Origin of the sequence: Streptantibioticus silvisoli, assembly GCF_027947535.2 — a bacterium.
GTDB lineage: Bacteria > Actinomycetota > Actinomycetes > Streptomycetales > Streptomycetaceae > Streptantibioticus_C > Streptantibioticus_C silvisoli.
On record NZ_JAAGKO020000001.1, the window covers coordinates 179,394 to 202,663 of the forward strand.

19 protein-coding genes and 1 pseudogene are annotated in these 23,270 nt (G+C 71.7%); 7 read left to right on the plus strand and 13 right to left on the minus strand.

Going from position 1 to position 23,270, the window contains the following annotated elements:
• Window positions 1-39: 39 nt before the first annotated feature.
• From POF43_RS00685 to POF43_RS00695, 3 genes are all read right to left on the minus strand, one after another.
• Window positions 40-996: a phosphotransferase enzyme family protein gene (locus tag POF43_RS00685; protein ID WP_271322220.1), complete on the minus strand. Its 957-nt coding sequence runs from the start codon at window positions 994-996 to the stop codon at window positions 40-42.
• Window positions 997-1,282: 286 nt separating this feature from the next.
• Window positions 1,283-2,773 (minus strand): APC family permease, encoded by a 1,491-nt coding sequence (locus POF43_RS00690; protein ID WP_271322221.1) that lies wholly within the window; start codon window positions 2,771-2,773, stop codon window positions 1,283-1,285.
• A 291-nt stretch (window positions 2,774-3,064) separates the two neighbouring features.
• Window positions 3,065-4,243, minus strand: a complete 1,179-nt coding sequence (locus POF43_RS00695) for an AI-2E family transporter (protein WP_271322222.1) — start codon at window positions 4,241-4,243, stop codon at window positions 3,065-3,067.
• Between the two features lie 582 nt (window positions 4,244-4,825).
• Here POF43_RS00695 and POF43_RS00700 point away from each other — a divergent pair.
• The gene (locus POF43_RS00700; protein ID WP_271312865.1) at window positions 4,826-5,227 is read left to right on the plus strand and encodes a VOC family protein; all 402 of its coding nucleotides are present in this window, start codon (window positions 4,826-4,828) and stop codon (window positions 5,225-5,227) included.
• A 3-nt stretch (window positions 5,228-5,230) separates the two neighbouring features.
• Here POF43_RS00700 and POF43_RS00705 read toward each other — a convergent pair.
• Window positions 5,231-5,938, minus strand: a pseudogene (locus POF43_RS00705) (helix-turn-helix domain-containing protein); the annotation flags it as partial.
• Window positions 5,939-7,007: 1,069 nt separating this feature from the next.
• Here POF43_RS00705 and POF43_RS00710 point away from each other — a divergent pair.
• Window positions 7,008-7,709 (plus strand): prephenate dehydrogenase, encoded by a 702-nt coding sequence (locus tag POF43_RS00710; RefSeq protein ID WP_271322223.1) that lies wholly within the window; start codon window positions 7,008-7,010, stop codon window positions 7,707-7,709.
• Window positions 7,710-8,415: 706 nt separating this feature from the next.
• Here POF43_RS00710 and POF43_RS00715 read toward each other — a convergent pair.
• The gene (locus POF43_RS00715) at window positions 8,416-9,057 is read right to left on the minus strand and encodes a TetR/AcrR family transcriptional regulator (RefSeq protein WP_271322224.1); all 642 of its coding nucleotides are present in this window, start codon (window positions 9,055-9,057) and stop codon (window positions 8,416-8,418) included.
• 73 nt (window positions 9,058-9,130) lie between these two features.
• On the opposite strand from POF43_RS00715, the gene POF43_RS00720 reads away from it, so the two are divergent.
• Window positions 9,131-9,919: an MBL fold metallo-hydrolase gene (locus POF43_RS00720; protein WP_271322225.1), complete on the plus strand. Its 789-nt coding sequence runs from the start codon at window positions 9,131-9,133 to the stop codon at window positions 9,917-9,919.
• A gap of 205 nt (window positions 9,920-10,124) precedes the next feature.
• Here the strand turns inward: POF43_RS00720 and POF43_RS34730 are convergent, their stop codons facing one another.
• The 6 genes from POF43_RS34730 to POF43_RS00750 all read right to left on the minus strand — a co-directional run bounded on the left by POF43_RS34730 (window position 10,125) and on the right by POF43_RS00750 (window position 16,572).
• A complete protein-coding gene (locus tag POF43_RS34730; RefSeq protein ID WP_282704351.1) occupies window positions 10,125-11,378 on the minus strand; it encodes a CopD family protein in 1,254 nt (417 codons plus the stop codon).
• A 631-nt stretch (window positions 11,379-12,009) separates the two neighbouring features.
• On the minus strand, window positions 12,010-12,315 hold the full coding sequence (locus tag POF43_RS00730; RefSeq protein ID WP_271322227.1) for a hypothetical protein: 306 nt from the start codon (window positions 12,313-12,315) through the stop codon (window positions 12,010-12,012).
• Window positions 12,316-12,937: 622 nt separating this feature from the next.
• Window positions 12,938-13,435 (minus strand): MarR family winged helix-turn-helix transcriptional regulator, encoded by a 498-nt coding sequence (locus POF43_RS00735; protein ID WP_271312860.1) that lies wholly within the window; start codon window positions 13,433-13,435, stop codon window positions 12,938-12,940.
• Window positions 13,436-13,502: 67 nt separating this feature from the next.
• On the minus strand, window positions 13,503-13,934 hold the full coding sequence (locus POF43_RS00740; RefSeq protein WP_271312859.1) for an STAS domain-containing protein: 432 nt from the start codon (window positions 13,932-13,934) through the stop codon (window positions 13,503-13,505).
• Window positions 13,931-15,025: a cobalamin B12-binding domain-containing protein gene (locus tag POF43_RS00745; RefSeq protein ID WP_271322228.1), complete on the minus strand. Its 1,095-nt coding sequence runs from the start codon at window positions 15,023-15,025 to the stop codon at window positions 13,931-13,933. Before POF43_RS00745 ends, POF43_RS00740 begins: the two co-directional genes overlap by 4 nt.
• Complete coding sequence (locus tag POF43_RS00750; protein ID WP_271322229.1) at window positions 15,022-16,572, minus strand: PP2C family protein-serine/threonine phosphatase; 1,551 nt, start codon at window positions 16,570-16,572, stop codon at window positions 15,022-15,024. The genes POF43_RS00745 and POF43_RS00750 overlap by 4 nt, the downstream gene beginning before the upstream one ends.
• Before the next feature lie 532 nt (window positions 16,573-17,104).
• Between POF43_RS00750 and pip the strand changes: the two genes are divergently transcribed.
• The 3 genes from pip to POF43_RS00765 all read left to right on the plus strand — a co-directional run bounded on the left by pip (window position 17,105) and on the right by POF43_RS00765 (window position 19,508).
• Entirely contained in the window at window positions 17,105-18,064 is a 960-nt protein-coding gene (pip, locus tag POF43_RS00755; protein WP_271322230.1) for a prolyl aminopeptidase, read from the plus strand.
• A 186-nt stretch (window positions 18,065-18,250) separates the two neighbouring features.
• Complete coding sequence (locus POF43_RS00760) at window positions 18,251-18,643, plus strand: hypothetical protein (protein WP_271322231.1); 393 nt, start codon at window positions 18,251-18,253, stop codon at window positions 18,641-18,643.
• A 391-nt stretch (window positions 18,644-19,034) separates the two neighbouring features.
• Window positions 19,035-19,508, plus strand: coding sequence for a hypothetical protein (locus tag POF43_RS00765; RefSeq protein ID WP_271322232.1), 474 nt, complete (start codon window positions 19,035-19,037; stop codon window positions 19,506-19,508).
• Between the two features lie 188 nt (window positions 19,509-19,696).
• Here POF43_RS00765 and POF43_RS00770 read toward each other — a convergent pair whose 3' ends face one another.
• Window positions 19,697-19,942 carry a hypothetical protein gene (locus POF43_RS00770; RefSeq protein WP_271312853.1) on the minus strand — a complete coding sequence of 82 codons (246 nt, stop codon included), beginning with the start codon at window positions 19,940-19,942 and terminating at the stop codon, window positions 19,697-19,699.
• Window positions 19,943-20,331: 389 nt separating this feature from the next.
• Between POF43_RS00770 and POF43_RS00775 the strand changes: the two genes are divergently transcribed.
• Entirely contained in the window at window positions 20,332-21,987 is a 1,656-nt protein-coding gene (locus tag POF43_RS00775) for a glycosyl hydrolase family 28 protein (protein ID WP_271322233.1), read from the plus strand.
• Between the two features lie 97 nt (window positions 21,988-22,084).
• Here the strand turns inward: POF43_RS00775 and POF43_RS00780 are convergent, their stop codons facing one another.
• Entirely contained in the window at window positions 22,085-23,239 is a 1,155-nt protein-coding gene (locus tag POF43_RS00780; protein WP_271322234.1) for a N(5)-(carboxyethyl)ornithine synthase, read from the minus strand.
• Window positions 23,240-23,270: the final 31 nt, after the last annotated feature.

Consider the following 23,270-nt stretch of genomic DNA (forward strand, 5'->3'; position numbering starts at 1 on the left):
GTTGTGCGGGATCACCCTTCCCGCCGTGCCTCACGCGGATCACCCGTTGAGCAGCGCGTGTGCCTTGGCCTCGCTGTCGCGGCGCAGCGCCGGCAGCTTCTTGGCCGCGGTGGTCACGGTCTCCGGTGCGCGGCAGAGGCGGAATACCAGGTCGACGAGTCGGCGGCTGAAGAGCAGCCCGGCGAGCCGGTCACGCTCGTCGTCGGTGAGGGAGACCACCCGGGCGTAGCCCTTCAGGAAGGGGCCCGCGGCCCATCCCGACTTCAGCATGAACGTCATGGACGCGAGCCGAGGGCCGCGTCCGGCGGAGGTCCAGTCGACCAGGACGGGGCCGTCCGCGGTGAAGATAACGTTCTTGGGGACGGGATCGGGATGAACGAAGGCCTCCGGCAGGCCGTCTCCACCGTCAGCGGCGGCCACAGCGGTGCGAACGGCGTCGAAGGCACCGCCGCCCCCGCTCGGCACCCGGGCCTCGACGGAGTCGAGCCAGCCGGCCACGGCCCGCAGTTCGTCGGCCATCGTGCCTTCCGCGAAGTGGTGCAGCGCTCCGGCGGGTCTGTCCGCGCCGGCCGGCACGGCGAGGCCGTGCAACCGGCCGATCGTGGCACCGAGCGAGACGATGGGATAAGCCGGACGTTTGGGCTTGGCCACCTGCCGGACGAACTCGGTCACCAGCAGCGCCTGACCTTCGTGGCTGGTGAGTGCGCCGTCGCCGAAGGGCCGTTCGGCCGGGAAGCCGATCCCGGCGAGGTGTCGCAGCACGGCGAGATCGCCCTCGGCGGCGGCATGGGACCGTGCCGCGGGAAACAGCCGCGCCACCAGCGGGGTGCCCTGGTCGCCCCGATCCACCCGGAACACCCCGACGTCGAGCCGGGAGATCTTCGTGACGGAGATCCCGTAGGTCTTCTCCAGGTGAGCGGGCAGGGCTTCCACGCCCTCTCGCCGGTACATCCGTTGGAGGACCGAGTCGAACGCGGGCACGGGCGGCATGGGCATACCGAGCATGGTAGGGCCGCACGCCAAGCGGTGACGAAGCTGTGGGCCGCACCTTTCCCGGGACCGGGACCGATGGTTCTTCATGCGTGATCGTGGGCAACTGCGCTGTGGCCGACGCAAGTTCATGCCGACCCCGACCGTCTCGCTTTCGCCTCCCGCCTTCCGCCTGAGGTGCGAAGGCGACGCGAGCGGATCAAGTGGGGGACGCCGCAGGCACGTTGGAGCGGGGAAGGGAACGCGTCCGGGAGGAGCGTGAGCCGGGTGACCTTGCGGCCGGCTCCGCCGGTCAGGGCGACGGCCGACCGTGTTTCGGGTCGGGCGGCCCGGTCGTGTTGTCCGGGGTGGAGGCGACAAGCGGGTCCTCCTCCCCGAGCATGGAACCGATCCGCCCGACCGCGTCGGGACGCCTTGCGCGCAGCACCGCGACGGCGACGATGCCCAACACCAGCCAGCCGAGCGCCACATAGGGCGTGAGGTTCAGTGGATGGGCGGGCACCGGCCGCACCGATCCGTACAGCGCGGCGCCGAAGAGGAGGACGCCGATCGCCGGTACGGCCAGATGCGGCAGGACGTTGTACGGCCGCTGCGTCCGGCGGAAGAAGACCGCGCCGCCGACGCAGAGGCCCATGTACACCACGATCACGGCAAGGGTGCCCAGCGTCGCGAAGAAGAAGTACACGGTGTCCGGCGGGCCGCCCAGTGCCTTCGACGCGAAGGCGAATCCGACGACGGCCGCGAGGACGACGGATACCGCGGCGACGGTCAGCGCGGCGTTGACGGGGGTGCGGTACCGGGAGTGGGTGGCGCCGAGCCACCGCGGCAGAACGCCTTCTCGGCCCATCGCGTAGAGCGTGCGCGAGCCCGCCGCCGAGCAGCCCACGCAGACGAAGAACGCCGACAGCAGGGCACCGACCTCCACGAGCGTTCCGAACGGGGCGCCCACGTACCGGTCGGCGATCGTCTTGAGCGCGAACGGATCGCCCCCGAAGGCGGCGCCGTTGTTCACACCGAAGCCGATGCTGAGGCTGTAGGTGGTCCACAGGTAGAACACGATGGCGAACACGACGGACACGATGACGGCGACGGGGACGGACCGGCGCGGGCGTGACGTCTCCTCGCCGAAGTCGGCGGCGGTCTCGAAGCCGATGTACGACGTCACGCCCAGGATGATGCCGTAGAAGATCCCGGAGACGCCGGATCTTTGCGTGTGGTCGAAGGTGAAGGGCGCCAGGGTGTTCCCCCCGGCTCCGCCCTTCGCGACCACGACGGTGTCCACCACCACGATGACGGCGACCGTCGCGATGCCGACGGCCAGTTGGAGCCGGGTGGCGACACGGACGCGCGCGGCCGACACTACGGCGAGCAGCAGCGTGCCGGCGAGGAAGAACAGGAACCACCAGTGCGGCGGGACATGCAGCAGATCGCAGGCCAGCGACGCCACCGCCGCCATGGTCATCGGCACGAAGCAGATCAGTCCGAAGGCGTACAGCCAGCCCGCCATGAACCCGGCCGACGTGCCGAGCGACCGGCTGGCGTAGGTGTACGCGTATCCGGCGGAGGCCATGCGCCGGGCGAACCCCACGACGACGTAGGCGAGGGCGAGGCAGGCCAGCCCGCCCAGCTGGAAGGCGAGGGGCGTTGACCCTCCCGCGACGGCGGCCACTCCCGGCACGTTGAGCAACATGGCCATGCCGGGGGCGAGGACGGTGACGGAGACGGCGATCGCGTCCATCGAGGACAGCACGCCTCGTGCGAGTCTCGTGTTGGCACCGGGCATCGGCCGAGGTCCTTTCCGCGCGTCCGGACGCCGCCGCGACATCCGCGACCACCGCCGCACCATCGGCGGGGCGCGCGCCCGGCCGACGCCGCACTGTGAGTGACCGTACGATCCCTACCCGTATCGGAGCCGGGGCAAGCTCCGGCCCGGCAGACCCCACCGCCGCCACGGCACGGGCCTGGGGAGCGGTCGGACGGCACGGTCGCGGCGGAGAAGCCGGACGCTCGGTTACGCAGGAGAGACCGGACGGAGCAGTCGCGGGGGAGAGGAGGGAGGCGGCGGGCCGGGGGTTCAGGCGGTGTCGGTGCGGGGGAAGACGAACTCGTCCAGCAGCAGGCCGAGCGTCATGGCGGCCGGGATCGCCACCAGCGCCCCGATGATGCCCAGCAGCGCGCCGCCGAGCAGGACGGCGACCACGGTGACGATGGGGTGGACGTCGACGGCGTGCCGCATGACGCGCGGAACGATCAGGTAGTCCTCGGCGACCCGGAAGGCGATGTAGAACACGGCCGTGGCGATGGCGATCGGAACCGAGACGGCCAGCGCGACCAGGCTGACCACGACGCCGCCGACCGTGGACCCCACCATCGGTACCAGGTCCAGCAGGGCCACCAGCACGCCGAGCGCGGCCGCGTAGGGCACCGAGGTCGCCGAGCACCACACGAAGGTGGAAACACCGGCGATGAGCGAGGTGGCGAGATTGCCCAGCATGTAGCGACCGGTGCTGACGAAGACCTGGTCGGTCAGCGCCCTCGCCCGCTCGCGCCCGCTGGCCGGGACGAACCGGTACGCGAACTCCTTGATCTGCGGCAGCCCCGCCATGAAGTACAACGCCACGACGATGACGATCACGGTGTCGGTCACCGTCGTCAGCAGCACCTGGCCGGCGCCCAGCAGGCCGGAGAAAAGACTCGATCCGCCACCCGAACCGAATTGCTGCTTCGCCTTCTCGATCAGGTGGTAGTGGTCCTCCATGCGCCCCAACGTCGAGTGGTGGTCGCGCAGTTCCTCCAGCCAGCCCGGTACGGCGTGGGAGAAGGCGGTCACCTCGTTGGTGACGAGCGGGATCACCAGTGCCATGAACCCGGCGATCACCCCGGTGAACGCGGCGAGCACGATACCCACCGCGAGGCCCCGCTTGAGTCCGCGGCGTACCAGCCACCGAACGAAGGGGTCGAGGCTCACCGCCACGAAGAACGCGAGCATCAGCAGGATCATCAACTCGCTGATGCGCAGGATCTCACCGGCCAGGGTGTACGCCAGGAATCCCCCCAGGGTGACGCTGAAGCCGATCGCGAACCACGACAGGCCGCGCCGCGCCTCCCGTTGCACGGCGCTCTCGCCCTTCGCCGGGGGTGTGGCGACCGGCGGATGCGCGGCGACCAGCCGCGCGTGCGCGGGAGTGTCGTCAGGCGCGTGCACGAGGTTGTCGTCGGCTGCGCAGGGATCGCCCACGGTCGGGTTCGCCATTCTCTCGGGGGAGCGAGCGCCCGTCACCGCCGGGTTGCTGGCGGTTCCGGATCGCGCCTCGGCCTGCCCGGCCTTCCGCTCCGGCTTCTCTTCACTGCTCTGGTCGGCACTGCTCAGGTCGTAGGTCCGGACGGGGCGGGACCCACCGGATATGCAGCAACGTTTGTCCGCCTCCGGGGGAAAGAAACACACCTGCTCCGGCGGTTGGCCCGATTCGCCGTGAGCGAGCGTTCTCCGTGGCGGTGGGGACGCGGATTCGGTGAACCGCGCCGGGACGGGACGTGGGTGCCGGGCTGGCGGACGCCTGCGGGAGGCGCCGGCGGGGATGGCGCCGGGAGGCATCGACGGGGGCGGCGGCGAGGGCGATGTCGACGGGGGCGTTGGCGCCGCGGAGGCAGCGGCGACGGGTGCGGCGGCGACGGGCGCGGTGGCGGCACCGGCGACGATGTGGTGCCCGGCACCGGGGCCACCGGCGTGCCGACCGTGCCGCTGCCTCCGCTGCCTCACCCGCCTCAGTGGCACGCGCTGTCGCGTCCGATTCGTTCAAGACCGGCGGCGCGGCGCGCGTCTACCGTGGCGCCCATGACTCCTCAACCCCGCATCGACCTCATCGGCCTCGTCGTCTCCGACATGGCGGCCTCGCTCGCCTTCTACCGCCGGCTCGGGCTCGACGTTCCCGCGGAGGCGGACGGTGCGCCGCACGCCGAGATCACGCTGCCCGGGGGGCTCCGCCTCGCCTGGGACACCGTCGAGACCATCCGCTCCTTCGACCCCGACTGGACCGCGCCCGTGGGCGGTCACCGGACCGCGCTCGCCTTCGTGTGTTCCGGCCCCGCCGAGGTCGACGAGATGTACGCGGCGCTCGTCGCCGAGGGCCACGCCGGCCACAAGGCACCGTGGGACGCGGTCTGGGGCATGCGGTACGCCGTCCTCCACGACCCCGACGGCAACGCGGTGGACCTGTTCGCCGCGCTGCCCGGCTGACTCGTCCGCCAGCAGCCGCCCCAGCGGAACGCCGGCCAGTGCCCGCACCTCCCGGGCCAGATGCGACTGGTCGGCGTACCCGGTACGGAAGGCGATCTGCGCGAACGGCAGTCCCGCTCGGGCCTGGTCGAGCGCCCGGGTCAGCCGCAGGACGCGGGCGAGCGTCTTCGGCCCGTATCCGAACGCGTCCAGGCAGCGGCGCCGCAGTTGCCGCTCGCTCAGTCCCAGCTCACCCGCGATCCCGGGCACCGCCAGCCCGCGCCGCACTCCCCGCAGGACCGCCGCCGGTACCCGGTCCCGCACGGCCCGCCCGTCCCGCGCCGAAGCCGCCGCGGCCTCCGCCGCCACCGCTTCCAGTTCGGCCGCGCGATCCGCCGCGCACCAGATCCGCTCGGCCAGTTCGCGTTCCCGGCGCCCGGACCACAGCTCGTCCAGCGGTACGCGTCGATCACGCAGCTCCCACGCGGGCACGCCCAGCACGAAGGGCCCGGTCCCCGGCGCGAACCGCACCCCCGCATAGGCGTCGCCGGCCCGTCCCGGAACCACGTGCGCCGCCGTGTCGGGCCCCGCGACCAGCAGCCCGCGATCCGTCCAGATCAGGTCCGTACAGCCGTCCGGCAGCACGCGGACGTCCGCACCGGCGTCCGTATCCCGCCGCTGCGTCCACACCACGGCCCCCGGCAGCACCGGCGAACTCCGTTCCTCGTACACCGTCCCAGTATCAACGGCGACGGCGACGGCGAAGCGCACGTATCCCCGGTGCCGGGTCGGTGCCGGGTCGGTGTCGCGGAGGAGTGGGCGGGGGAGCGGTGGTGGACGGGTCAGCATGCATCGACCACGCGGCCGTCCCCGGCCGCGCACGTCGCGCCGTCGGCGTCGGCGCCGTCATGTTCGCGACCGACACCCGTACGGAGACCCGGTCGGCGCCATTGCCTTCCGGCGGTCGGTCTTCCCGGCCGGCCCTCAATGCCTCAACATCACCCACCGCACCGTCGAGCAGGTGTTCGCGCTCCGGTGACTGTCGGCTGACTGTCAGCGCATCGTCAGGTCGGACCGCGCCGACGGATGATCGCCGGTGCGCGGCGGGCGATCACCTGCGGCCACGTCCGTTCTCGGTGAGCCGTGCTCCGCGTTGAGCCGGGGGAGCGATGAGGGGTTGGTCGCCGCCCGGTGCCGACGCGAGACTTCTACCGTTGCGTTGGTGATCGCACGCGCCAACGTTCGCCGGGGGAGGGCTGGTTGACACCGCCGCTCACCAACTCCGCAACGGCCGGCTCTCGCAACGTGATCGACCTCCGCCCGCAGGACGGCCCGCCCGGCCCGCGCGCCCTCGCCGTCGGCATTCATCGCGACCGTGACGCTCTCCGCACCGGACCCGCCCGGGCCTTGGGCTCCGATGTCGGCGAAGGATACGTCAACCGGATGTGGATGCTCGTGCGACAGATGTTCGACCGCGGGGGATTCCAACTCCTTCGGAATACCGTCCCGAGCGCTCCGGGGAATGCGATTCGGTACGCCGGAAATCAGCGGTCAACTGGACATACCGCAGGTGGGAGTTGGCCTGGACCTGTGTGGTGCTGGGCCTCCTGGCCGGTGGGCTCCGCCGCGCGCCGGCGAAGACATGGGGCGAGGGTCGCGCAGCGCGTTTGTGTCTTCATTCGACTTGATGGGTTAGTGTAAACGGAAATTACCGGCTGAAGAGGGCTGCGCTATCCGCGTGCCCTTCCCCGGCTGCGTACGACACGCGTGGCCTCCCGAGAGAAAGTCAGGACCACTAGCGGTGGCAACGACGACTGGCGCACACAACGATATCGCCTCGACCATCAAGGCCCTGGAGGCGGAACTTCCCCAACTGGAGGACCACCAGGGGGAGCTCGAGAAGAACCTCGCGGCGGTGACGGAGCGGCTCGCCGCCGTCCGTGTCGCGCTGACCAGCCTGAAGGCACTCGACGGCGCCCCCGCGCCGCTGTCCAGGCCGACGGCGCAGCAGCAGCAGGAAGCGCCGGAAACCGTTCCGGCGGCGCAGCCTCAGGCCGCCCCTGCCGAGGCGCGGACCCCCAAGCCCAAGGCGGAGGCGGTACCGGCTCCGCGTCGCACGGGCGAGAGCAAGTCACGCCAGGGCACGAAGACCCCGAAGCCCGCGGTCGGCCGCAAGAAGACCAGGGCGACGGCGACGACCGCCGTGGAATCCGGCGACGACCAGGCGGCCCAGAAGCCCGCGGGCGCCGGCAGGACCGCGAAGAAGGCACCGGCGGAGGCCGCGCCGGCGAAGCGGACGAGGACGCCGGGGCTGTCGCTGTCCATCGTGGCGGTTCTGACCAAGGCCGGGAAACCCCTGCGCGCGGGCGAGGTCAACGAGATCCTCGGCCGCGACAAGTCCAACGGCAACGTGAACTCGGTGCGTACCGCGCTGGAACGCCTTGTCGTCAACCAGGACATCCAGCGCGTGGGCCGCGGCCTGTACGAGGCCAACCAGGCGTAGGTCGTGTCTTGTGGATCCCGGCGGGCCCGCGACGTCCGGCACGCAGATCGCGGTGCCGCCGAGACGCCCCGATGACAGCAACTGTCGGGAAGTACCGGCGCCTTGCTCCCTCCAGCCTCCGGCTGGGAGGACGCCCCGGCGCCTTGCTCCCCCAGCCGTCGGCCGGGGGGCGGCCTCGCCGTCCCGGACGCCGCTGCTTGATCCACCCTGATCCCGCTGATCCACAAGACACCTCCCGGTGCGCCTGCCGATCAAGGCGGTAGCGGCTCGCGTCATCCGGCTTCCCCACCTGGGGTCGTCGGGTGCCGCAGCGCAGGCGGGGACGGGCTCGCCGCCCCCGTCCGTGAGCGCGCCGGCGTGCGGGTGCCGTACGCGGTCGACGCCGGCGCCGAGGCCCCGCCCGGTTTCCCCACGACGACTCGGCGCGAGATCCGTGTCCACGGCCGGCGGTGCGGGGTCGGCCGAGTCGTCTCCGTACGGAACGGGTCATCACGCATGCCATGCCGCGACGTGCCACGGCGCGTCACCCGAAGCCGGCACAACCCTGTGATCCCGTGCCCGGAACCGCATGCTCCCGTAGGCGGAGCCTTCCGATCCCATCAGTCATGGGGACCCGGATCGAACTCCCGAGTCCGCGCCGCCCAGTTGTCCGCGGCGGCGTCGAACACATCACCATGAGTCCCGCCGTGCCGAAGCACGCCGGACGTCAGCCCGGGGCGAGGAGCGTCGCGGCGAGGGTATCCGCCAGCCAGGTCCGGTAGGTGTCGGCGGGCCAGGCGCGGGTGGCGGTGAGCTGGGTGAACAGGTGCGGCCCGGTCAGGGCCCAGCACGCGTCGGCCAGCCGGGCCCGGTCCGCTCCCGGCCGCAGGAGACCCGCGGTGGCGAGGTGGGCGACGAAAGCGGTGACGCCGGTCAGCCGTTCCTCCTCGCTGGTCGCCAGCACCTGCGCGACGTCCGGACCGGCCTCGGCGAGCAGGGCGATCAGCGGGGCGAGCCGTTCGTGGACGCCGCAGACGAACGTGGCGTAGAGCCGGAGCTTGGCGTGCGGGTCGCGGGTCCGCCAGACCTCCCGCAGTTCGGGCCGCTCGCCCATGGCCAGGGGTTCGTCGTCGCCCGCCAAGGTGACGTCCCACAGCGCCTTGACCAGCCCCGGCTTGCCGCCGAACGCCTTGTAGACCGTTTCGGGGGAGACGCCGGCCTGCTCGGCGACGGCGCGGACGGTGGTGGCCCGGTAGCCGTCGCGAAAGAGCAGTTCCCGGCCCGCCGCCAGCACCGCCGCGCGGGTGCGGCGCGCGGCGTCCTGCCGGCGACTGGCGTCGTACGGCCGTCGCGGGGCATCGGACGACATCGGCGCTCACTTCCCTTCCATATCCATTACAGTTCACTGTATCGAAAGGTGCGCCCCGCCGCTGGAGGACCACATGTCCCGTCCCGACCACCGCCTCCGACCCGAGGTGGCGCCCGGCGTGCACCGCCTCGGTGACCACGTCGTCAACTTCTACCTGGTCGAGGACCCCGAAGGCCCGGTCCTTGTCGACGCCGGACTCCCGGGCCACCTCGGGCAGTTGCTCGACCACCTGGCCGCCTCGAACCGCTCCCCGGCCGACATCCGCGCCGTGCTGCTGACCCACGGCCACCCCGACCACACCGGGCTGGCCCATGTGCTCCAGCAGGCCGGCGCCGATATCCGGATCCACCGGCACGACGCCGCGATCCTGCGTGACGGCCCGCGCAGCGCCATGCGCCACGCCGGACCGGAACGCTCCATGCTGCGGTATCTGCTGCGCCGGCCGGCCGCGATCGCCACCCCGCTGCACCTCGCCCGCAACGGAGCCTTCACGGCGCCCGCGCTGTCCGCAGGGCCCGGCCTGCGGGTCTTCGGCGCCGACCAGCGGCTGGAGGACGTACCCGGTGCGCCGCAGGCCGTCGTGCTGCCCGGCCACACCCCGGGCAGCGCCGCCTACCTGTTCCCTGAACGCGGCCTGCTGTTCACCGGTGACGCGCTGGTCACCCACGACGGCCTGACGGGACACACCGGCCCCACCCTGGTCTGCCGCGGTTTCACCCACGACAGCGACGCCGCGCTGGCCGCCCTCGACCGCCTGGACGAGTTGACCACCGCGACGCTGCTTCTGCCCGGCCACGGTGACCCGTTCACCGGCAGTCCCCAGGCCGCCACCGACCGGGCACGGCAACTCGGCCGGCGCTGAGCGGCAACGAGCAACTGGCGCTGCCGGCCCGGGCGTTGGCCGACCCGCATACGTTGCCGCTTCCCGGGTGCTCTCGTGACTGCTCGCACCACGGCTCTCGTGACCTCCCTCGCAGCCACGCGGCGCCGGCGGACCGGCGGCGCGCTGCTGCCGCGGGCCGCGGATGGACAGCGGGTTGGTCGCGCCGGGCGGTGGCGACGAGGACTCACGCCTCGACGAGGTCGCCCTGATCGTTCGTGGCGGCAGTCGTGGCGGCGTTGGCGCGGCGGCGTGCGACGCGGCCGGAGAGCCGGTAGCCGGCGCCCATGACGGCGATGACCGCGGCGGTTTCGGCGGTGCCCCAGACCCAGGTGGACGTGCTGCTCTCCTTGGGATCGAGCTTGGGCAGCCTGTCCGGCGCGAGGGCGACCCTGGAGTGCTCGGCCACGTCGGCCTGGTACGCCTGGTTGCGGGCCGAGCCGTGCAGGAACGGCGCGACGAAGAGCACCGCCAGCCCGAGCAGGACCTCGACGGCGAGTACGGCGGGGAACCTCCGGATGAGGATCATGTGCAGGGGACGCCGGTCACCGGCGGCCCGCAGCGCTTCGACACGCGGGTGCAGCCAGAACTGGTTGACGGCGCCGAGCAGCAGCAGAGCGCCGAAGATGATGATCTTCACGCCGAGCACCCGCCCGTACATGGTGGTGATCAGCTGCGTCGGCCCGTCCACGTGTTCCCAGTACAGGAACAGCCCGGAGAGCGCGATGGCCGCCACGCAGCTCATGGCCGCGGCGGAGAAGCGGCGGATCGCCGGGGACCAGAACGCGCCCCGGGCGGTGGGCGCGACGGCGCCGGGCAGGGCGAGCAGCAGCAGGCCGACCATGCCGCCGATCCAGACGGCGCTGCCCAGCAGGTGCAGCATCCACATACCGGTTTCGAAGACGGCCCGGCCCCAGTCGTCCGGGACCGCGTCCGGGAACTTGGTGGTGCCGAGCGCCACCGCCCCGGCGACCAGGCCGGCCGCCAGCAGCCACCGCCGCGCCGGCCCCGCCGCGACCTTGCGGACGGTGAGCGGGGCGAGCAGCGCGGCGCCGATCAGGACGAAGGTCAATTCCAGTCCCGACAGCCGCCCGTCGTTGCTGCCGTCGTACACCGTGTTCCATGCCGCGCCGTACGCGTAGCCGCCGCTTGCCGACGCCCCGTGCGCGAGATCGGTGAGCACCGCGGGCACGGCCAGCACGCCCAGCGCGACCGCGACCCGGGACAGCCGCGTGGTCACCGCCGTGAGCGTGTCCACCCCGATCCGCCCGGCCGCCGGCCCCGCGGCCGTCAACGCCAGGGCGGCCAGTCCGACGAATCCCATGAGCGTCGCCCAGGTCGTCCAGGCGACAACGCTGTCCACGAAGGGGCCGAGCGGCGTCGATGGCGCTGCCGCCGCGAATGGCTGGAGGCCAGGAAGCAACTGACGGGAAATGAGCACGGCTGACCGTCCTTGCTGGCGGACCGGGGGACTCGGGGTGAAGTTAGGTTAGGCATGCCTAAGTTGTACCGTCAATGTGATGAACGAAACTCGCACCGTGCTGAGTCGAAGCCGGCCGGACCCCGTATTCGTCCGTTTCGGGCGCTGGTGGCCCCGGGGGCTTTCGGCGGCCCGGGGGGTCGGCAGCTTCCGGTGGTGCGGAGCCGGGTGGGATAGCGGTCGCGACGTTGCACCCGATTGACGCGGCGGTTGTCGCGTCGTAGTCGGTCGGAACGGTGGCCGCTGTCGGCGCCTCCGGGCCGCCGCTGGTCAGGGCCGGTGTCGGGAAGGTCCGGTGGGCGGTGGCGCATCGTCCTCTCGCGGATGGTGCAACGCGGTCAACCGCGCCTCGGACCAACGCACTTGACCGGCAAATCGGGGCGACGGGACGGCCCCGGACGGTGTCGGTGGCGGGCGCTCTCGTTTCCCGCCCGAACCGCCGCGGCCGGCCGGCGCCCGGCGCCCGGCGTCCAGGGCGCCGGCGGTCCGTAAGCCGGCACCGTTGACTTCTTCGAGGTCGGCAGCGCCCCGCAATGCCGACACGTGGTGCGACGCGGTCGTCGCCTGCGTTGTCGGTACGTCGCCGACCGCGTCAAGACAACGCGGATGAGACTGCCGCGCAACGCTGTTCGGGGGCGGCGGTCGGACGGGCGCTGGTGATGCGCTCACCGCTGTTGTCGTTGCACATGCCGCGCTGGCCGTCGTAGGTGATGTGCTGGGCCAGCGAGGCGACCTGGACGCCGGGGCTGAAGTGCATGGGTCCGGAGGACTGGCAGGAGATGTTCACCTCCGGTACGGCGACAGCGGGGGCCGGTGCGGTGATGGCGGCATCGACTGCACGCCGCTCGCCCGATCCCACGTCGGTGCCCTCGGCCGGCGGATCGGCGGTCGGCCCCAAGTGGGATGCACCGGGAGCCGCTCGGCGCTGCGGCGGCAGGTGGCGGCGGTGACCGGGGGCCTCTGGCTGCGCGGGCCCCGGTCGGCCAGGATCGCTTGGGCCGGGCACGGACGACGGGGCAACGCCGTTACCCGTCACGGTAGTTGGCGTGGGCGACGCGGCAGGGGAGGGGCCCACCGTGGCGCCGGAGTTCCACACCTCGGTCAGCGGTACGAGACGGTCGAGGCCGAGCGCACACGTCGCCGATGTCGATGCCGATGTGGATGCCGTCGTGCCGCGACCGCCAACTGCGCCGGTGAGGCCGTGCCGACGGCCGGCGCGTCATCGCTTCGCCGCAGGCCGTTCAGGTGTCCGCACCCGACGGCGACGCTTCGACGACGACCGCGTCCTACCCAACAGCCGCCCGCCGTAGGACAGTTCGGCCTCGTGACACTCCTCCGTGCGGAAGCCCCCCGTAGGACCTGCGACTCCGTGCGACGGCCCCGTACAACCTGCGACTCCGTGCGGCAGTCCACAATCTGCGACTCCGTGCCGGAGTCCCCGTACGCCCTGCGACTCCGTGCGGAAGCCCCCCGTACGACATCCCCCGCACCGCCGCGGGACGCGTTCCCGGTGGCGGCAGTCAGGCCGCGGAGACGGTGCCGGGGGTGCCGTGGTCGTCGGCGGTCGTGCTGAGTTGGCCGTGGAGTCCCGCGAGTCCTATGGCCAGTGCGCGCCGCTCGGCCGGGGGCATGGCGTCGATGGCGTGCTGGAGAACGCTCTCGCGCTGCTCGCGGATGCGTTCCAGGTGTGCCCTGCCCGCGGTGGTCAGCCGCAGGGTGACTTCCCGTCCGCTGTCGGGGCTCGGCAGCCGCTCCAGGAAGCCGATGGCCTGCAGGCGGTCGCACAGCCGGCTGACGGACGGGGGCGCGGTGCCGAGCCGCCGGCACAGGGTCCGCATCCGGATGCCCTCGTCGCGGTCGACGATGTACATCAGGCGCAGTTGGGAGGCGGAGGCCGGAGCGGTGCCGGCGGACTCCCTGGCGCGTTCCCCCATCACGTGGAGGAGTTCGATGATGCCGCTGGCGGACTGGGTGGCCTGGTGGGAGAACCCGCCCGGGACGAGATCTGGCGCTGGCATCTGCTTCCCCATCGGTATGTGTGTCCCCGTCCCGTGCGAGCGTTCCGTACGGGGGCGGGCAGTGGCGTCAGGTGGTGCCGTCCGGTCCGGTGGGGCGGGCCGCTCTCGCTTCCGCGCTGTTCTTGGGGGACTCCCCCGCGCCGGCGGGAGAGCTCGCGGCGCCGTTGGGGGACGCCGTGAGGTGTTCCAGGGTACCGGTGATGGTCAGCAGCCGGTCCAGCCGTGCGGTGCGGTCGTCCAGATGGAGGCGGACGCCGGCTTCGCCGGTGCGGCGGTGGATCATCAGCAGGACGGACAGCCCCATGGAGTCGACGGTGCCCAGCCCGGCGCAGTGCAGGTGCAGGTGCTCCAGGCGCGGCCGGCCGGCGAGTTGCCCGGTGACGGCGGCCAGGAGGCGGTCGGCGTTGTCGTAGTCGAGGTCGCCCCGCAGCTCGATGCGGACGGTGGCCTCGGTGTCGACCGTGGTCAGGCGCAGACGGGCGGAGGGCATCATGGTCATGCTCGGTTCCCGGCGGTGGTGGCGTGGAGAGGGATGAGTGCGTCGGTGCCGCGGCGGAGGATGCGGGTGGCCCGGGGGAAGTCCTTGAGTTCACGGGCCAGGATGCCCAGGGCCGGCGGCAGGCTGTGGGCGGGCACGCCGCGCGCGGTGAGGATCTCGGCGGTCCAGGTGATGAACCCGGTGAAGAGTTCCTCGTCGCCGAGGTACAGGGCCGTGGCGAGGAACTCCACGATGTGTGCGAGGTCCTCCGCCGTGTGCTCGCGCTGGAGTTCGCTGTACGCGCGCATGGCGGGGAACGCGTCCTCCAGGGCGGTGAAGACGGTGCGCACGAGCGAGGCGCTGCCCCGGGCGACCATGGTGTATTCCTGGTCGGCCAGGTGGGGCAGGTCGTCCAGCTGCTGGTGGTCGGGCTGCGGTCGTGCCAGCGGTTGCCCGGCGAGGCGGTCGGCCGCGGCGCGGGCGTCGGGTGCCCAGGCGTCGGCGCCGAGCCGGCGGGCGTAGCGGCCGTCGGGCCCGAAGGCGGCGCCTCCCACCAGGACGGGTGCGCCGACCGACTGGCAGGCGGTGATCGCGGCGTGCGCGGTGGGCAGCCGGGTCGCTATCGAACCGGACAGGGCGACCGCGTCGGCGGCGGTGCGGTGCAGGTGGGTGATGAGGTGCGGGGTGGGGACCTGGGCGCCGAGGTAGTCCACCCGCCAGCCGCGCAGTTTCAGCACCTCGGCCAGCAGGCGGGCGGGCAGCGCGTGCCATTCGCCGTCGACGCAGGCCACCGTGATCCGGCCGCGTTCGGGAGCGGTGCGGGCTGCGGGGTGCAGGGCGAGTGCGGCGACGGCCCGTTCGTTGACGGCGGTCGCGGCGTGTTCCTGCGCCACGCTGAGGCGGTTTGCGGCCCACTCGCGGCCCACCTTGCCCTGGACCGGGGCGATCACGTCCAGCAGCACGCTCTCCGGGTCGACACCGTCGTCCACGGCGCGCAGCACCAGGTCGGTGGCCGTGTACTCGTCGGCCGCCGAGACGGCCTCCCACAGTTCGTCGGCCAGCTGCCGGACTGCTTCGTCGCCGCGCAGGCGGTGGGACGTGCGGGTGCTCATGCGGTGAACCTGCCCCGGGTGTGCCCGTTCACCGCACTGAGATGCCGGGTGCGCGGTGCGGAGATCACGACGACGGCCATGTCGTCGTGGGAACCGTCGCCGACCCACTGGGAGGCGAGCATCTGGATGCGTTCCACGATGCTCTCGGACGGCATGCCCGCGCACTCCGACAGGGCGCGCTGGAGGCGTTCGTCACCGAACTGGGTGCCGCCCATCGGCCCGCCCTTGGCCTCGGTGATCCCGTCGGTGTAGAGCACGCAGGACTCGCCGGGCGCCAGGGTGAGGGCGGCGGTGTGGGTGGGCACGTTGGGCAGGGCCCCCACCAGGGTGCCGTGGGTGCGGGCCTCCTCCACCGCGCCGCTCGCGCGCAGGATCAGCGGCCTCGGATGGCCGGCGCTGGTCAGCCGCAGGTCCACCGCGTTGCCCTTGCGTACGGCGGAGGCCAGGACCAGGGTCGCGAACCGGGTGTGGTGGGAGTTGAGCAGCGCGGTGTTCAGCAGGCTGATCATCCGCTGGTGGTCGTCGGCCAGCGGGAGCAGGGCGTGCAGGGTGTTGCGGATCTTGCCGGTCAGCACGGCGGCTTCCAGCCCCTTGCCGCACACGTCGCCGAGCGCGACCAGCGACGCCTCGCCGTCGACGACCGCGGGGTGCACGTCGTAGAAGTCACCGCCGACCCGGTCGTGGTCCATCGACGGCCGGTAGCCGCCGGCGAAGTCCACCCCGGAGATCTGGTGCAGCGACGGCGGAAGCAGCTCCCGCATCAGGATCTCGGTGATCGACGCCTGCTCCGCGTACAGGCGGGCGGCCGACATCGCCGCTCCCGCACGGGCGGCGAACAGCCGGGCGAAGACTTCCTCGCCCTCGGTGAACGCCGCCGTCTGCGAACGGCGCAACAGCACGAGGGCACCGGCCGGTACGCCGTGACCGGGCAGCGGGGTGACGACTATCGAGCCGATCGGGCCGAAGCCCTCGGGCACCATCCACTCCGGCGCGGCGGCCGGATCGATCCAGCGCGAAGGCACCGGCGGGAAGCCGCGCAGCGCCTCGCCGAGACCCGGCACGTCGTCGGGGTCCACCGACTCGTGGGACAGCACGGGGTGGCCGCCGCGCAGGCAGGTCACCACCGGCAGTTGCGGCCCCTGCGCCGGCGCGATGACCAGCGCCGCGTCGGCGAGGTTGTCCGCGGCCATCTGCGCGGTCACATCCATGCAACGCCCCAGGTTGAGGGAGGACAGCAGCATGCTGGAGACCTTGGCCAGGAACGCGGTGCGCTCGCGCTCCATGTGCAGTGCCTCCCGCACCAGCCGGTGATCGGTGTCGTCGACCAGCCACCACACCACCGTGCCGTCGGCCCGCACGCTGGGATGCGCCTCGAAGCTGCGCTCACCGATCACCCCCGAAAGCGGTGGTTGCGCCGCCCGGTCGGCCGCCGTATCGGGGCACCGCAACGCGTCGTGCGCCACCGACAGCCAGCCCGGGGCCACGTCCGCCAGACACGTCCCGGGACGGGCCGCCGGCAGCAGCAGTCCGGCGGCGTCGTTGCGCACGACGACCGTGCCCCGGACGTCAGCGACCAGGACGGGATACGGGGCGTCGCTCCAGGGGGAGCCAGGCTCTGTGTCGGCACCGGTTCGCGCTTGGGTGGTGACCAAATGTTGAGGACCCGCTGGGCGAATCCCTCACCTCATCGACTCGAAGAAATCGTTGCCTTGGGGCAACGATCCCGCATGTCGTGTCCTCCTGGCAACCCGCGCGCCCGCCACCGGCGTGGCGTCCGGCCACTGTCGGTGATCACGGCCGAGCCGTCACCGCGCTGTGCGGACCGGCCCGGCGGCGGCGATCCACCGGCCGTTCCCCACCGACCGGATCGCCCGGAACGACCGCGAAGTCACCGCTGGTGACCCCGCAGGACCGGCATTCCTGCACCGCCCTGCTCCAGCCCGGCGTCGTCCTCCGCGACGCCTTCGGTGCGGCCGCGCGACACTTCGGCCGACCCGCCGGCCCAACGCCCATGTGTGTGGGGAAGGTGGGGGAAAATTCACCGGGCCCCACCATGATCACCACCTAGGATCGCCGGTTATGGTTGATCCCTATCCTCCGACCAGTCCCTACGACTCCGGATTCCTCGACACCGGAGACGGCAACCGCGTCTACTTCGAACAACTCGGCAACCCCGAAGGCAAGCCCGCCCTCAACGTGCACGGCGGCCCGGGGTCCGGCGCGTCACGGCGGCCGACGAGGGCCTGGGACCCCGACCGGTACCGCCTGATCCGCTTCGACCAGCGCAACTGCGGTCGCAGCACCCCGCACGCCAGCGACCCGGCGGCGGACATGAGCCTGAACACCACGCGGCACCTGATCGACGACATGGAGCGGCTGCGCGAGCACCTGGGCATCGAACGGTGGCTGCTGAACGGCGCGTCCTGGGGCTCGACGCTCGTCCTGGCCTACGCGCAACAACACCCCGAGCGGGTCAGCGAGATGATCATCCCGGCGGTGACGACGACCCGCCGCTCCGAGATCGACTGGCTCTACCGCGGCGCCGGGCGCTTCCACCCCGAGGCATGGGACCGGTTCCGCGACGGCGTCCCCGCGGACGAGCGGGACGGCGACCTGCTCGCGGCCTACGCGCGGCTGATGGAGCACCCCGACCGGGCGATCCGCGAGAAGGCCGCCACCGACTGGCTCACCTGGGAGGACGCGGTCATCTCCGGCGAACCCAACGGCGTCCCCGGCATGTACAGCGACCGCGAGGTCGACGACCGGATCGCGTTCGTCCGCATCTGCGCCCACTTCTTCAGCAACGGCGCGTGGCTTGAGGAGGACCAACTGCTGCGCAACGCCCACAAGTTGGCCGGTATCCCGGCGGTGCTGGTCCACGGGCGGCACGACATGGGCAGCCCGGTGCGGACGGCGTGGGAGCTGGCGAAGGCATGGCCGGACGCGCGACTGCACATCATCGAGGACTCGGGGCACGCCGGAAGCGACGCGATGCACCAGGCGATCCGGACGGCCATCGAGGAGTTCAAGGACCGGTGATCCACGCAGCACGTGGTGCGCTGCGAACGTGACCCACGGCTTCCGCGCCGAGCACGGGTTCCCAGGCCGCGTACGGTCTCCCCGCCCACGCGCTGCTGGTGCACGCCGTGGTGATCCTGGTGCCGCTCGCAGCGCTGGCCCTGGTGGTGTGCGCCGTCGCCGTCCTGGATCCGCAGGCTGGGCATCGTGCTGCCGGGGCTCGCCCTGGTCGCACTCGTGAGCGTGCCGTTGACCACGCACGCGGGTGAGTGGCTGAAGCGGCGCGTGCCCGCCGACCCGCTGGTGAACCGGCGCGCCGGGCTCGGCGGCACCCTGCTCCCCTGGGCGATCGCCCTGTTCGCCGTCACGGTCGCCGTGTGGTGGTCGGGTCGCCGGGCTCCGTTCGCCTCGGAGACCGCCCGGTCGACCGGCTGGGGCGGTGGAACGGCGATCCTGCGTGTTCCGGTGCGGGTCGTCGCGATCGTCCTGTCGCTGGTCGCCGGCGTCGGATCGGTCACGCAGGTCTACCGGATCGGCGACTCGGGCGCGCAGGCCGTCTGGCACGACAGCTTCTCCGCCCAGCCCGTCAACCAGGGCTGATCCCGACCGGCGGGACTGCCCGAGGGCCGTGGGCGCCACCGTTGCGAACCCCGCAGGCAGGGGCGGCGTGTTCGGGAGCGGGCGCCGGCCAGGCAGGCCGGGCAACGGCACACCCGGCACCGGGGTCGTGCCCGGCCGTTGTGAACGCACGACCTGCTGAGATTGTCGTGAACGCACGACGTGCCGAAATGGTCGTGAACGCACGACGTGCCGAACAAGGCCCACCGTCGTCGTGGCGGTCAGCGGCCGGCGAAGTGGAATCTGGCCGGTTCGCGTCTAGTGGGGACGGACGATCCGCCCTGCTTGTTGCCAATCCGGCCACCCCCACGTCACTTTGATGGCCGGTCAGTCGGCTCGGGCGCCACGGCGTCCTGTGGGGGAAGGAAACAACGTGCTGAGAAGCATCTGCGTGACAGCGGCAGGGGCCGCCGTGCTGCTGACGGGAGGAGGTTCGGCCTGGGCCGCCGCGCCCTCGCCCGCCCCCTCGGTCAGCGCGTGCTCGGGGGTGATCGAGGTCGACGGCTTCGCGTTCACGCCCGCCGCGGTCCTGCCCGGCGGGGACTCCTCCGCCGTGCTGGCCGTGACGAACTGCACGGCGCAGGCACAGACGGTCAGCGAGCAGTGGACCGGCCACTTCTCCTCGCTGACCGGCACCGGCATTCCCGCCGGCTGCCCCGTCATCGACCCGCTGCCGCGCTCACAGGCCCTCCCGGCGCACACCGAGGAGACCACCGCCACGACCTACACGGTCCCCGTCGGCTGCACCGCCGACCGGCTGACGGTGACGGTGCAACTGTCCCAGGACGGGACACCGCTGGCCACCGCCAGCACCGTGCTGACCATCAACCGGTCCACCACGGGGTGACCACGGTGGACGGCCGCTCTGCCCGGCGGCCGTCCACGCTCTGCGCATCCCGGGCCGACGCCCGGTTGGAGGACCCTGCGGTCCTCGTACTTCCTGGGGGAGCCCGTCTCGTGGGTTGAAGGCGAATACCACGTGACCCTCCGGCCCCGGCGAGGACGCGCATCGTCCGGAACGCGGCCGGCGTGCCGTTACTCCAGCTTCGCCAACTCGGCGCGTACGGACGCCACCGCCCGGGGATCGAGCGCCCCCGGAGCGATCGCCTCCATACGGTCGGCGTGCTCGACGTACCACTGGAAGTACTCACGGTCCCGTTCCGGTGGCCACGGGCGGCCGGCGGCGTGGTCGGCGGTGCGTTGGGCGCCCGCGAGCTGGAGTTGCATCGCCTCGCGGACCAGCTCGTCCGCCGACTCCTCAGTACCCTCTGATGTGGTCATACGAACCACGATGGCAGCGCCCCCGTGCCGCAGGGGAGAGCGCACGGACGCACACACCGACGCATGCGGCACGCTCCGCGCCACCGGCCACGGCCTCGCGCGCCCGCGCCGAATCCGGTGCCCCCGCACGCCACTTGCGCCGACGCCGCTGCTCCCGGAACGCCACCCGCGCAGACCCCGCCGCCCCCAGGAACGCCACCCGCGCGGGCCCCCGCGCCCCTGACCGGTTCGTCGCGGGTCTTGGTATGGACCATTGACAGCGTTTTTCCGGCTCTTTAATGTCATGAGGAGTGTCATCAGGAAAGTCATGAAGTAGGTGGCGGCGTGATGTGACGCCGCATCAGAGGACCGGCGCGTGTTCTTCCCACCTTTGACCAAAGGGACACCGGATGAGATCACCGCTGATTCCGACCGCCGGAGCCCTGCGGGGCCTTCGGCGTTGTCTTGCCTTCGGGCTGACCGCTCTCCTGCTGGGGACCGCGGCGCTGCTGGGAGCCCCGCACGCCGCCCAGGCGGCCCCGGCCCCGGCCGCGGCGGGGACCGTGGGGGCGTACCCGGTCCCGTCGATCTATCCGGCGTCGACGGACTACAGACTCACCGTCAACGGCACCTCGGTGCCCGTCCAGAAGTTCACCGGGTACGACATCGCCCAGCTCGCCCTGGGCACGGGCACCGCCACCATGGCGGTGACCAAGATCAACGACACGGCCATCGGCTCGTACAGCATCAGCCCGGAGAAGCTGGGCATCGTCGGCTCCGTCAGCGGCCCGACGCTGACCTTCACCGTGCCGAAGGACGAGTACCTGATCGTCAAGGTCGACGGCCGCCCCAACCTGGTGATCGCCGCCGACCCGGGGGAGTACGACCCGCCCGCGACCGGCGGCACCGGGATCTTCAACGTGACCGCCGCGCCCTACTCGGCCCAGCCGAACACCGGCGACTACACCACGACGGCCTTCCAGGACGCCCTCAACGACGCCGCCGCGTACGGGTCCGCGAACAACACCCAGGGCATCGTCTACGTGCCGGCCGGCGTGTACACGCTGGGCAACCTCTACCTGCGCAGCGACCTCGCGTTCTACCTCGCCCGCGGCGCGGTGCTGCGCTACACGGGAGACGCCGCCCACTACGTGGTGACCGGGCACAAGGACTCGCAGGGGCGGGACCTGACCTGGTTCATCTCCACGCGGTACTCCTCGTCGAACATCAAGATCTACGGCCGCGGGATCATCGACGGGAACGGCGCGGCCTCGCTCGGCCCGTCCAACCTCGGGGTGAACCTGCTCGCCCCCATCTACACGAACGGGTTCACGGTGGACGGCATCACCTTCCGCGAGTCCAGCAGTTGGGCGGTCACCCCGCTGCGGTCGTCGAACATGACCTTCACCAACGTCAAGTTCTTCAACCGGTTCGACATGGGCGAGGACGACGGCATCGACGTCCAGGAGTCCTCGAACGTCACCGTCACCCACGCCATCGGCATCGGGCTCGACGACCCGTTCAGCACCAAGACCTGGGGCGACACCACCGACATGTTCAGCACCGTCCCCGGCACGGCCACCCCGCTGTCGAACGTCACCTTCAACGACCTGCTGTCGTGGACCTACTGCTACGGCATCAAGGTCGGCCAGGGCGTGGTCACCGGGCAGGACGGCGTCACCTTCGAGAACGTCGTCGTCTACGACGCCGCGGTGGGCATCGGCATCGACCACAAATACGGGACAGCGGCCGCGACGAACATCAAGTTCGACAACATCGACATCGAACGACTCGACTTCGCCAATGACAACAACCGCACCTGGCTCGCCATGATGACCGAGACCTCGCAAGGCGTCGGCCCGGTCACCGGAGTCACGATCTCCAACGTGAGGGTCCGCGACGCCGGCACCACCGCAGCCCGCATCAACGGCCAGCCCGGCGCCCTCATCTCCGGGGTCACCCTGAGCAACGTCGTGATGCCGGGCAGCACCGCCGCCGCGACCACCCTCGGCCAGCTGAACCTGACCAACGTCTCCAACAACGGGCCCATCACCATCACGTCGTAGCCACCCGCCGGACCGGCCGCCCAGGACCAGCCGCCGCCGTCAGCCCGGGACCACGGGGTTGGCGGCGGCGGCTGGTCACCGTCCCGGCGGCGCCGGCTCAGACCAGCGCGTGCGGGTACTCCTGCGCGCGGTGCTGGAAGGCCAGGACCGCGGGGTTCTGCACGGTGCCGCCGCGGATCTCGATCGCCCGGCGGATCGTGGTGTCACCGTCCCAGCCGGCCGGCCCTTCGAGGACCGGCCGCAGGAACGGGATCAGCGCCTCGCTGTTCTCCCAGGTGCTCGCGTCCCACAGGTAGGAGGGGCTGTGGTCCACGCCGTAGTAGTGGACGCGGTCGCCGACGGTGAACATCGGGTCGTTGAACGTGGTGGGCCGGGCCCACGCGAAGCCCATGCCCTCGTCGCAGGAGACGTCGATGACGAGGGTGCCGGGCGCGAGCTTCGGCAGGTCTTCCTTTATCAGGAACATCAGCGGCGCCGCGGTGTCCTGGAGCACGCAGTTGACGATGATGTCGTGGTCGGCGAGGAAGTCCGCGAGCGGCTCCGGGCCGCCCTCGGTGAACACGACGCTGCGCCGCGGGTCGAGGGTGTCGTCGGCCACGTCATGGTCGAACTGCACCATCCGCGCGGAGTGGATCGGTGAGCTGACGGCGGTGACGCCGCGGGCGGTCAGCACGTCCACGTCGTGCACGCCGAGCGCGCTGAGCGCGGTGACCGCGCCGCGGGCGGTGGCGCCGAAGCCGATCACCACCGCACGCCGCCGGCGCCCGTAGTCACCGGTGGTGCCGGTCAGCTGCATGGCGTGCAGCACCGAGGAGTAGCCGGCCAGCTCGTTGTTCTTGTGGAAGACGTGCAGGCTGAACGTGCCCTCGCGGGTCCAGTGGTTCATCGCCTCGAAGGCGATCAGCGTGAGCCTGCGGTCGATGGCGGCCTGCGTGACCTTCTCGTCCTGCACGCAGTGCGGCCATCCCCACAGCACCTGCCCGTCCCGCAGCTCCGCCAGATCCTCGTGCAGCGGTTTCGCCAGCAGGATGACGTCGCACTCCTCGATCAGCTCCTCGCGTGGGCGGAGACCGGCGACCAGTGGGGCGAGGTCCTTGTCCGGGACGCCGAAGTGCTCTCCGTAACCGGTCTGCAGATAGATGCTGGACTGGAGATCGGCGTCGATGCGTTCGAAGTGCGCCGGGTGGATCGGCAGGCGGTACTCGTTTTCCTTGCGGGTCTGCGACATGATTCCGAGCTTGAGCTGCTGCAAAATACCCCTTTGATTACTCCTTGTTTAACAC